Source organism: Salibacter halophilus (assembly GCF_008806325.1).
GTDB lineage: Bacteria > Bacteroidota > Bacteroidia > Flavobacteriales_G > Salibacteraceae > Salibacter > Salibacter halophilus.
The window spans coordinates 63,383-75,231 of record NZ_WACR01000007.1; the positions used below are offsets into that span (position 1 = coordinate 63,383).

At 41.4% G+C, this 11,849-nt stretch carries 9 protein-coding genes; 2 read left to right on the forward strand and 7 right to left on the reverse strand.

Annotated features, from left to right (window positions below; translation table 11 throughout):
• Positions 1-11 precede the first annotated feature (11 nt).
• The 6 genes from F3059_RS08935 to F3059_RS08960 form a co-directional block, all read right to left on the reverse strand.
• Entirely contained in the window at positions 12-1,190 is a 1,179-nt protein-coding gene (locus F3059_RS08935) for a hypothetical protein (protein WP_151168374.1), read from the reverse strand.
• Positions 1,191-1,204: 14 nt separating this feature from the next.
• The gene (locus tag F3059_RS08940; RefSeq protein WP_170265139.1) at positions 1,205-2,971 is read right to left on the reverse strand and encodes a lamin tail domain-containing protein; all 1,767 of its coding nucleotides are present in this window, start codon (positions 2,969-2,971) and stop codon (positions 1,205-1,207) included.
• Positions 2,972-3,068: 97 nt separating this feature from the next.
• Positions 3,069-5,624 (reverse strand): PKD domain-containing protein, encoded by a 2,556-nt coding sequence (locus F3059_RS08945; protein ID WP_151168379.1) that lies wholly within the window; start codon positions 5,622-5,624, stop codon positions 3,069-3,071.
• A 145-nt stretch (positions 5,625-5,769) separates the two neighbouring features.
• Complete coding sequence (locus tag F3059_RS08950; protein WP_151168382.1) at positions 5,770-6,537, reverse strand: succinate dehydrogenase/fumarate reductase iron-sulfur subunit; 768 nt, start codon at positions 6,535-6,537, stop codon at positions 5,770-5,772.
• Positions 6,538-6,578: 41 nt separating this feature from the next.
• A complete protein-coding gene (locus F3059_RS08955) occupies positions 6,579-8,579 on the reverse strand; it encodes a fumarate reductase/succinate dehydrogenase flavoprotein subunit (protein WP_151168384.1) in 2,001 nt (666 codons plus the stop codon).
• 18 nt (positions 8,580-8,597) lie between these two features.
• Positions 8,598-9,365, reverse strand: coding sequence for a succinate dehydrogenase cytochrome b subunit (locus F3059_RS08960; protein WP_151168386.1), 768 nt, complete (start codon positions 9,363-9,365; stop codon positions 8,598-8,600).
• Between the two features lie 167 nt (positions 9,366-9,532).
• Here F3059_RS08960 and F3059_RS08965 point away from each other — a divergent pair, with 167 nt between their 5' ends.
• Together F3059_RS08965 and F3059_RS08970 are read left to right on the forward strand one after the other, a co-directional pair.
• Positions 9,533-10,825: an aminopeptidase P N-terminal domain-containing protein gene (locus F3059_RS08965; RefSeq protein ID WP_151168388.1), complete on the forward strand. Its 1,293-nt coding sequence runs from the start codon at positions 9,533-9,535 to the stop codon at positions 10,823-10,825.
• Positions 10,825-11,622, forward strand: a complete 798-nt coding sequence (locus F3059_RS08970) for an alpha/beta fold hydrolase (RefSeq protein ID WP_151168390.1) — start codon at positions 10,825-10,827, stop codon at positions 11,620-11,622. Before F3059_RS08965 ends, F3059_RS08970 begins: the two co-directional genes overlap by 1 nt.
• On the opposite strand, the gene F3059_RS08975 is transcribed toward F3059_RS08970, so the two are convergent.
• Complete coding sequence (locus F3059_RS08975) at positions 11,603-11,809, reverse strand: hypothetical protein (protein WP_151168392.1); 207 nt, start codon at positions 11,807-11,809, stop codon at positions 11,603-11,605. The two genes, F3059_RS08970 and F3059_RS08975, sit on opposite strands and share 20 nt — an antisense overlap.
• Between the last annotated feature and the right edge of the window lie 40 nt (positions 11,810-11,849).

Consider the following 11,849-nt stretch of genomic DNA (forward strand, 5'->3'; position numbering starts at 1 on the left):
AGCTCCGGTTCCTAGTTGTGGAATATTGGAGATGTTGTCGGTTTAGCATTGATTGTAATTGTCATGGTATCAGTTGCGTCACCGCAAGATCCGTTTCCGGTTGCTGTAAGTGTCAATGTAACTGATCCGTTAGCGATGTCATTTGGACCCGGAGTGTAAATCGGGTTCAAAGTGTTGGCATTATTGAATGATCCATCACCTGAAGTTGTCCATGTTAAACCAGCGTTATTACTTGCTGATGGAGTTGTTCCAGAAGTGCTGAGGTCAACTGTTTCGCCTTCACAAATTGTTTGGTCAGATCCTGCATCAGCAGTAGCTGCCGGGGTAACTTCGATGGTTCCGGTCTCTGTAACTGATCCACAACCGCCCGTCAAAGTGATTGTGTAGTTGAATGTACCCGTAGCTGTTGGAGTACCACTGATTGTGATATTTCCTCCGGAGAAGTTACCTGTTACACCAGTAGGAAGACCAGAGAAAGTAGCTCCGGTAGCCCCTGTAGTGCTGTAAGTAATATTTGTAATCGCTGAGCTTTCACAAACCGTTTGGTTATCTGTTCCGGCAGCTGATGTCAATGAAATTGTGTTGTCAGGAGTAACATCAATAGTTCCTGTTTCAGTAACGGTTCCACAGCCTCCAGTCAAAGTAATTGTGTAGTTGAATGTACCTGTTGCTGTTGGAGTACCACTGATTGTGATATTTCCTCCAGAGAAGTTACCTGTAACACCTGCAGGAAGTCCTGAGAAAGTAGCCCCGGTAGCACCAGTAGTGCTGTAAGTGATATTTGTAATAGCGGTGTTTTCGCAGACTGTTTGGTTATCGGTTCCCGCTGCCGATGTAAGCGAGATTGTATTTGCTGGTTGGATTTCAACATCGAGGAAGACAGAATCTCCCACACAGCTACCTGCTGAGTCTTCGATTACAAAGAGTTCGTAAGTGCCAACGGGAGTTGTAGACCAGTCGAGGCTGATTTCACTTCCCGAGGCGTTCGTTGGAGTAATTGTTCCGGCAAAGCCTGATGTTGTTACACCCCAGGTGTAGTTTGAACCTGTAGTTCCTGTTGTGTCTACACGATAAGGCTCTACTGATCCTGCACAAATTTGATGAGGATTAGCACTGCTCGATTGCGCTTTTGCATTGATTGATACTACTAACGCGAAAAGGAAAAACGTAATTTTTGCAATTGATTTCATGATTTAGTCTGGATTTAGTTGTGAAATATGTTTGTTGTTATTGGACCCGGTTGAATTTTTAGTTGAACAGCAACTGAGAATACCTCACAGCTGCCGTTTGTTATTTTACAGTAGAACTGGTAGTTGTTTTGGCTGTATGGAATATTACTAAGTGATAAAGTATTTGTTGAAGCTCCTGATGTGTTTGCTCCGTTAGAAACAGCGTTCCAGTTTGTTCCGCTTTTTGGATGAACATACCATTGAAATGTATTTCCTGAGTTAGCTGTATTGACTGAGAATGTTGCGGATTCTCCCTCACAAATTATTTCGTCTGTTGGTTGTTGTGTGATTGTAATGGAAGGACCAAAAGAAGTGGTGTGACTACCGATGTCGGTGTAGGTTTCAAGGCTAAAAGCCTGCCATTCTGAAAGCGTGAATGTTGTATTTGGCCCCGTTACTGTTCCTTTTCTTCGATATGTATATCCAGCATTTCCTCCAACTACCCAGCTAGATCCTGAGCAATCTCCCCAAATATCGATGATAGAGCTATTCTTAAGGAGCTTTATACAGTCGTTTGTGTTGACTCCTCCGCAAGTATTGAAATAGGCATCTGCTAATCCACCATTTGAACCTGTGCTGATGACATAAACATCATTATTGGTCAAGGTTCCGCTGAGTGTTATGTTACAGGTTGGTGAACCATTTCCATTGTTATACTGAGCAATTGAATAATTACTGAGGTTTACCGAAGATCCTGTTCCGTTAAAGATTTCAATGTAAGAAAGGCTTCCGCTTGAAGCGTCTGTTACTTCAGTGATAAAGAGTTCTGTAGGCGATCCGCTACCTCCACCGCAACCTGAAGTTTCAGTAAGCGTGAAGCTTGAATACGTCTCCGGACAATTATCTGTTGTAATTTCAATTGTGTTTCCGGCTCCTGCCGGCACGTAAGCTTCAATTTGAGTGTTGGATAGAACGATGAACGAATCTGCAGCTACGGAGCCAAATTCGACAGCGGATGTTCCGGTTCCGACTGTAAACCCACTGCCTTGTATCAGTACTCGAGTTCCAACAGGCCCGTTATTTGGTTGAATCGAACTGATGCTTGGTGGAGTGCACGAGCTTGTCGCGTAAATTTCAATGTGATCAATCGCTATGTCTTCATCTCCTGAGTTGAGGTTGAACTCAACCTGAATATCAAGCGAGCTACCGGTTCCTGAAATGGGAGCTGTGAATTGTGTAAAGGCGTCTGTGATGATTGCACCATCACCTGTACCATCAAAGTCTGTATCGATTTGCGGAGCTGTGTTGTAAGTGCTCCCGTCATTCTCAAGCCACAAAAGATTGTTGTAGCCTGCATTATCAATTTGGTAGTTGAAGTGAACATAGTCAGAGTTATCCCAGTCTTCGTTAGAACCGTCATCATCTTCAGCTAAGAAAACTCTTAATTCGAGGTTTGTATAACCCGAAATGTTGATTCCGGTTATTGTAAGAGTTTGATTTGGTGAAGCTCCTTCTCCATCTATGTCTTGCGCTCCAAAATAGTAGGCTCCCTGAATATTTGTGTAGTTTACTCCACCAGATATCGTTCCTCCATTTGTGCGAATAAAATAATCTTCAGAACTATCTGTGAACTCTGGAATTGAAGTTGAGTATCCTCCTGCCGACTCAAAGTCCTGTAAATATACCTGTGTTTGACCAATTGCTGAAACAATAGCTAGCGAAAAAATGAATGTTACTACTATATTAGTTAAGGAACATTCAACTTTTTTAGGGGCTTTATTTGAGTTTAGATATAGCTTCAAAACAGCAATTTGCATGAACAGCAAACCTACTGTCTGGTTGTTAACAAGAATTTACAAGCTTATTATTTGCTTGTTGAATTAATGTTAAGCTCTACGGTTATCTAGTAAATAACTGAACTGTTTCGATGAAAGACTTATCGTTGTAAGAGACCTTTAGAATATAAACTCCGTCAGCGCAAACCGTACCTCTTTTCTTTCCGTCCCAGCTATCCTGAATATCTGTCCATCGAGCCATCTCTTCTCCCCAACGGTTAAATACAATAGCTTCAAAGAGCTGAGGTGTTTCCCCTTCAATTTTCAGTCGATCATTAATGCCATCACCATTTGGTGTAAAAGCATTTGGAATGAAAACATTTCCAATGTTTTGTAGTTCAATCAATACCGTATCAGAAGCATAACAGCCATTTTTGGTTTTGGCCTCAACAATTACTTCGTGTTCACCTGGGTCAGAAAAAAGGTGTCTAAAATCCGGGTAGGTTTCAACGAGAATATCATCGATGAACCAGCTGTACTCATCATAATTTGACGGCATCGCTTCAAAGTCGTATTCTTTGAGTTTAACAGAATTATATTTTATACGAACTTCTGGAGATTCAACTTTTAAAACAGCTTGTTTACTCGTTGATCCACACTCATTTGTAACTGTTGCAGTGTACTCGCCCGGTTGATAAACGATTATTTGATTTCCGGAAACGCCATTAGACCAGCTTATATCATTGATGTTTGAGCTTGCAGTAATAACAGCTTCTTCACCTTTACAGATCGTGATTGAGCTTTCATCAAGTGAGAGTTGCGGGTCGTCATAATAACTGAATGAAACTTCTTTTCTTTCAGATCCGCAGTAATTTTTTCGCTCTGCCCAGTAAGTTCCGGATGTTGAGGCTGTAATTGAGCCTGAATTTGATCCGGTGTTCCACGTGAGCCTGCCATTTCCTGATGCTGTCAATTGAGCCGGGCTGCTGTTACAACGAACAGTATCTCCTGAAAACTGAATGTCTACCGATGGATCACCTTCAATGTAAACGATTTGTGTGTCACTCGCATTACAAAAAGAAGAGCCTAAGTTATAGACGAGAGTATAAGAACTATCCACATTCAGGTTGCTAATATTAATAGAGTCATCAGCAAGTTGAACGCCATTTAGATAATAATTACCTCCCTGAGGAGAAGCACCACCAATGTAGATTTGGTTCTGACCGAAACACAGTGTATCAGGGACAGACCAGTTGACTTGGGGATTGTTGATCACGGAAATGGTTTGGTAAGTTGTATCAGCACAGTTCCCGTTGCTCACTGCATAACCGATCGAGTGATTTCCGATTCCGGCTGTAGAAGGATTAAAAGTGTTATTTGTTACACCGCTCCCGAAAAAAGTTCCTCCACCAGAGTTGTTAAGGCTAATTGGGGAGGCGTTTGCGCAAAAACTAGTTGAAGGGAGTGAAAACTGAGCATTTGGACTGTTTTGAACTGTTATTGATGCCTGGTCAGATCCTCCGCATGCACCGCTTACAGTGTAGGTCAAGTTATGTGTACCTACTCCGGCTGATTGTGGATCAAATGTATTGGAAGAAACACCATTTCCGCTCCAGGAGCCACCCGCAGGTGAGCCGCCCGGTAGCGCGAAAGGCTGTTGGTTTGAACAAACTGAGTTGAGTGATGGGGCTGTTACTGTTCCTCCCCCTGTGATTGATATTGGGATTGTTCTCTGAATAGAACAACCTGATGGTGTTCCTATTGTTAACACAGCATTGAAGCTTCCCGTTGTGGTGTAAGCGTGACTGGTCGTTGAGCCATTTCCAGAGTTATTATCTCCAAAATCCCAGGAGTATGTATAACCTGGAACATTTGAGTTTGTTGTAAAGTTGACACTCAAAGGTGCGCAACCTTGTGTTGTGTCAGCATTTACGGTCAGAGCCATGCTGGCCAACCAGTTAGCATTAGCCGTATTGTTTGGGCTACCCGGACTATCGTTTGAAGATGCATTTCCTGAGCTCCAGTTAGCTTGTAGATTCCATTGATCATTTGTCGTATTGACAAAGCTGTAATTTGTTCCACTTCCTGACCCGTTGAAGTAAATAGCTGGATTTGGACCACTGATTCCCCCATAACCAACAGCGTGATAAGCAGTAGAAGTATTAGATGGATCGATTACCTGAGCTGCATCAGCCCCATTTCCTAAAGCAATGATGCTCCAGCTGCTGGGCGTTGAATAAGGGCCGGTAAATGAGTTACAACTCGAACTCGATGGAGTACTGTTGTTTCCTTCAAGGTAAGTTCCGGTTGTTATGGGTAAAACATAAACACCATCATTGTTACTGTCAGTAGGGTCATTTGTGAGCGTAATTGAAGTATTGACATCAGATGGGTTGTAGAGTAAAATAATACTGCCTGCCGGAACACATTGCCAATTTTGATGGTTGGCAAATTTAAGGTGTCCGTTAGCTATACCATTACCGCCTCCACATCCATAAAATCCACTGTGGTCATCAATGATCCAGTTTCTTATATCCTGAAAAGAACCGGGGCTGCCTACAACAGCTAACTCGAAAAACTCTTTTGAGCCAGAGGACCCATTGCTAAACTCATTGATTATGAGCTGAGAGTAGCTGTTGAAACACAACAAAATTGAGCCGATGAAAACGATTATTCGCATGTGATAGAGTGACTAAATTTTGGTGCGAAAATCGTTCTTCAATATTTTGCTAATGTCCCTAAATAATTAAGGTTCTGTTATCAGAAAGTAAAAACCCCGCTATCCTTTGATAGCAGGGTTCTGAAAATTGTGTTTTATTTGAAAACTACTCTGTAGTAAAGCTCGCTTTTAAGTATTCCTGATTCATTCTCGCAATATTTTTGAGAGAAATTCCTTTAGGACACTCAACTTCGCAAGCTCCGGTATTGGTGCAGTTACCAAATCCTTCTTCATCCATTTGTTTCACCATGTTCTTAACACGTCTGTTACGCTCAACATCACCTTGTGGCAATAGCGAGAGCTGTGTTACCTTGGCTGATACAAACAACATGGCTGATGAGTTCTTACAGGAAGCTACACATGCTCCACAACCAATGCAGGTAGCGGCATCAAAAGCCCAGTCTGCATTTTCTTTTGGAATAGGAATAGCATTACCATCCTGCGTATTACCGGAAGTGTTTACACTTACATAACCACCTGCCTGCATGATTCTATCAAATGAAGATCTGTCTGTAACGAGATCTTTCACAATTGGGAAAGCTTTAGATCTCCATGGCTCAATATAAATTGTTTCACCATCGTTGAATTCACGCATGTGCAACTGGCAAGTTGTAACACCTCTTCCTGGTCCGTGTGCTTCACCATTGATGTACATTGAGCACATTCCGCAAATACCTTCGCGGCAATCGTGATCAAATGCAACCGGACCATAATTCCCTTTATCGTCAATGGAGCCATCAATGATACCTTCATTGAGAACATCGATCATTTCGAGAAACGACATGTCTTCACTGATGTCGCTCACTTGATAATCAACCATTTCACCCTTTTCTTCAGGGCCGTTTTGTCTCCAAATTTTAAGCGTTAGTTTCATATCGCTCTGTTTTTTATTCACGTTCAGATCCAAAATGAATCCTACTTATAACTTCTTGTTTTAAGTTCAATATTATCGAATATAAGCTCTTCTTTATGGAGCTTAGCTTCAGAAGGTTCGCCAGTGTATTCCCATGCAGCTACGTATCTGTAGTTGTCATCATCACGTTTTGCTTCACCTTCTTCAGTTTGATATTCTTCTCTAAAGTGACCTCCTGCAGATTCTTCTCTGTTCAAAGCATCTACGCACATCAACTCACCGAGTTCTAAGAAATCAGCTACACGACCAGCTTTATCGAGCTCGGGGTTGTACTGATCAGCTTTACCGGGAACTTTAACGTCTTTCCAGAATTCTTCGCGGAGTTCGCGAATTTCTTTAATCGCTTCTTTAAGTCCTTCAGCATTACGAGCCATTCCGCATTTGTTCCACATGATTTTACCTAATCGCTTGTGGAATTGATCAACAGAGTATTTACCATTGTTGTTGATCAGTTTATCGATGCGTTCTTTCACTTCTTTCTCAGCTTCTTCAAACTCTTTAGTGTTTGTGTCGATAGCACCGGTTCTAATATCATCAGCGAGATAATCGCCAATTGTGTAAGGAAGAACGAAGTAACCATCGGCTAGTCCCTGCATCAATGCAGATGCACCCAGTCTGTTTGCTCCGTGATCTGAGAAGTTTGCTTCACCTGCTGCATACAATCCTGGAACTGAAGTCATCAGGTTGTAGTCAACCCAAATACCGCCCATCGTGTAGTGAACAGCCGGGTAGATTTTCATTGGTGTGTAGTAAGGATTATCACCGGTAATCTTTTCATACATCTGGAAAAGGTTACCGTATTTAGCTTCTACAACTTTCTCACCAAGATCTTTGATTTTCGCTTTGCTCGGGTTGTCGATTCCCTGAACGTTAGCTTCTTCATTACCGTAACGCTCAATTGCTGATGAGAAATCGAGGAAAACAGCTTCACCTGTTTTATTCACTCCAAATCCTGCATCACAACGTTCTTTAGCAGCACGTGAAGCAACATCACGAGGTACCAGGTTACCGAATGAAGGATATCTTCTTTCTAAGTAGTAATCGCGATTTTCTTCAGCGATTTCTGTCGGTTTGAGCGTTCCTTTGCGAACTGCTTCTGCGTCTTCTTTCTTTTTCGGAACCCAGATTCGGCCGTCATTACGGAGCGACTCAGACATTAGGGTCAACTTAGACTGATAATCACCTGAAACCGGGATGCATGTCGGGTGGATCTGAGTGTAACATGGATTTGCAAAGTGTGCGCCTTTACGGTGAGCTTTCCATGCAGCAGATCCGTTAGATCCCATCGCATTGGTAGAGAGGAAGAAAACGTTTCCGTAACCACCCGATGCTAGAACAACAGCATGACCACCATGGCGTTCGATTTCTCCGGTCACTAGATTTTTGGCGATAATTCCGCGAGCTTTCCCGTCAACTTTTACAACCTCCATCATTTCGTGGCGGTTATACAACTTCACTTTCCCTTTGGAAATTTGACGTGAAAGTGCAGAGTATGCACCTAATAATAACTGCTGACCTGTTTGTCCTTTTGCATAAAAGGTACGGCTAACCTGAACACCACCAAATGAGCGGTTGTCGAGTAATCCACCGTAATCTCTTGCAAAAGGAACACCTTGTGCAACACACTGGTCAATAATATTTGTAGAAACTTCAGCAAGGCGATAAACATTCGCTTCTCTAGAGCGGTAGTCACCACCTTTTACAGTATCGTAGAAAAGGCGATAAACTGAATCGCCATCATTTTGGTAGTTCTTTGCTGCGTTGATACCACCCTGAGCTGCAATTGAGTGCGCTCTACGAGGTGAATCCTGAAAACAAAATGATTTAACGTTGTATCCCATCTCGGCCAGGGAAGCTGCTGCTGAAGCACCTGCGAGCCCTGTACCCACTACAATAACATCGATATTACGTTTGTTAGCCGGGTTTACCAGCTTGATGTTATTTTTATGATTTTGCCATTTTTTATCTAATGGACCTTCTGGAATTCTTGAATTTAAACTCATAACTCTTTCGTTTTCCAATTACTTCAAATAAATAATCACAGGAATGATGGCAAATAGAAGTGGAATCACAACTGCAAAGGCATATCCTGCTTTTTTAATGATTGGTGTGTATTTGTCATGATTGATTCCTATCGACTGGAAAGCACTTGAGAACCCATGCCACAAGTGGAATGCGATCGCGATCATACTGATTACATAAACAATGACAATCCATGGAACCTGAAATGCTTCCATAACTTCCTCGTGTAAATCCTTCATCGCAAGACCAGCAACTTCACCGTTTTTCATCACTTTGGCAGATTCAGAATTGATAACACCATCAACAACCACTTCTCCTGATTTAGTGATTGGATGCCCTTGTTCTGAAACCATGTAAGGAATTTCGCCAAACTTGTATTCGTACCAAAAGTCCTGCATGTGAAATACGATGAATACAAGGATAATTGTTCCTAAAATCCCCATGTTGCGCGATGACCAAATGCTGTTACGCTGAGGTTTGTTGTAAACATACCCTTGCGGACGAGCTTTTTTGTTAGCTCTCGTCAACAAGATGCCATCAATAACATGGAAAAGAATTGAAAAGTAAGTGACATAGGAGAGAACTTTGACAGCCGGATTCGTAGTCATGAAAACTGCATATTCGTTAAATTGCAACTTTCCTTCATATCCGGGAATTAACAATTGTAAGTTCCCTGAAACGTGTCCCACTAAAAATAAACACAAAAACAACCCTGTGGCTGCCATCCAATACTTCTTGACTAGTGAACGATTTAGAAATCCACTCATTTTAATTTGGTTTTGAATTGTTTCGAATAACAAATGTAAAACACCCGACTAAACACGGATAACGATTACTTTAATTAGATTGATTCTTAATAATATTTAAGGGTCTTTTGATATGAGAACAAGTTATTTTTGTTTTAGTTTGAAAAAAATCAATTTGAATTGAAAATATGAGATACGAACAAATTCCAAACGAACTGTTCATCCACAATAGAAAACGTTTCATGGATAAAATGGAATCAGGGTCTATTGCGGTTTTTAACTCCAATGATATTTTTCCATTGAGTGCTGATAGCACAATGCCGTTTAAACAGCACACTGATATTTTTCACTTGAGTGGAGCAGATCAGGAAGAGTCGATTTTGTTGCTTTTTCCAGATGCACCGGATCCAAAACATCGCGAAGTGTTGTTTGTGATAGAAACGAATCCTGAGATTGCTGTATGGGAAGGGGCTAAGCTCACGAAGGAAAAGGCCACTGAAGTAAGCGGAATTAAAACTGTTTACTGGTTGAAAGACTTTCATAAAATATTCAATCAACTAATGGCTGATGCTGAAAATGTATACCTTAATACGAATGAGCATCTCAGAGCTAATACTGAAGTTGAAACGCGTGAAGATCGTTTCATTAAGTGGTGCAAGGAAAACTTCCCTGCTCATTCTTACAAACGCTCTTCTCCAATCATGCATGAGATAAGAGCTGTCAAGCATCCTGTAGAGTTAGATCTGATGCAAAAAGCCTGTAAGATCACAGAGAAAGGTTTCCGCAGGTTGCTCGACTTCATTAAGCCGGGAGTTTGGGAACATGAAATTGAAGCTGAGCTATGGCACGAGTTTATTCGGAACCGTAGCTATGGATTCGCATATACGCCAATTGTAGCTTCTGGCGGAAATGCCTGCGTGCTTCACTACACTGAAAATGATCAGGAAGTGAATGACGGAGATTTGATCCTGATGGACTTTGGTGCAGAATATGCAAATTATTCAAGTGACATGACGCGTACAATTCCGGCAAATGGAAAGTACACAGCTCGTCAAAAAGAAGTTTACAGTTCGGTTCTGAAAGTGAAAAAGATGGCAAACGATATTCTCAAGCCGGGTATCACTTTAAATGAGTACCACAAAGAAGTGGGCAAAATGATGGAGAGCGAGTTGATCGATCTCAAGCTTCTTGACAAAACTGATATCAAGAATCAGAACCCAGATTGGCCGGCTTACAAGAAATTCTTCATGCACGGAACTTCTCACTATATTGGCTTGGATACTCATGATTACGGTTCCTGGTCTAAACCGATTCCGGAAAACAGTGTGTTCACTATTGAGCCTGGTATTTACATTCCCGATGAGAAGATTGGTATTCGTCTTGAAGACGATTACGTACTCAAATCTGACAAAGAGAATTTCAATTTAATGGGTGATATCCCAATCGAAATTGATGAAATTGAGGATTTAATGAACAGCTAATGCCTTTTGCTGATTTTAAAAAAGGAAAGATCCATTACTCTGATGATGGAAATGGCCGTGCAGTAGTTTTACTGCACGGCTTTTTAGAATCATCAAAAATGTGGGAGAATTATCTACCGCATTTTGTGGGTAAAACGAGACGTGTAGTTTGTATCGACTTGCCCGGTCATGGCGAGAGTGACACATTTGGTTATGTCCACGATATGGAGTTGATGGCTGGAGCTATTAAAGCGGTTCTGAAAGAGCTGAATTTACGGAGGGTAGTCCTTGTGGGACATTCAATGGGGGGCTACGCGGCTATGGCTTTTGCCGAATTTTTCCCCGATAACGTGAAAGGGATTTGTCTTTTTTGTTCAACAGCTCGTAATGATTCTGATCTTAGAAAAATAGCTCGTGAGGAGGCCATCAAATTGGTTAAACAGGATCACAAATCATTCATTCGTAAGAGTATTCCGCTTTTGTTCAGACCCGAAAACCGCAAAATTTTCAAGCCTGAAATTAATGCGTTGAAAAAGGAGGCATTAAAAATGTCGCCTCGTGCAATTGTGGCAGCTTTAAAGGGAATGAAAAACAGAAAAGACCGAGAGATAATTTTAAGGTTTAACCCTTATCCGGTTCATTTTATAATCGGAAAGGAAGACAGCGTTTTGTTATGGTCAGATCTCATTGCGCAAACAAAACACAGTGATAACGTCACTTATTCACTTTTTGAAGAAAGCGGTCACATGGGTTTTTTGGAAGATGAACGAGCTTGCAGAGATGATTTAGTCAAGTTTTTCAACTCTCTACATCAATAACTTTAATTTCAGTCGCCATTTTATCGTTTGTGTAGGCTATTTGAACGGGGTCAAACTCCACTGTATCATTTGTTTTTATTGATTTGTTTGAAGGATCGTCAAGATCGAAACCGTAAATAAAGCCATTTTCATTCTCAATGTACCCAATACCTGACTCACGATCAATTTTCTTACATTTACCTATCATTTTTACTCACATTTTACTGACAATACTACTTAAGGTTATT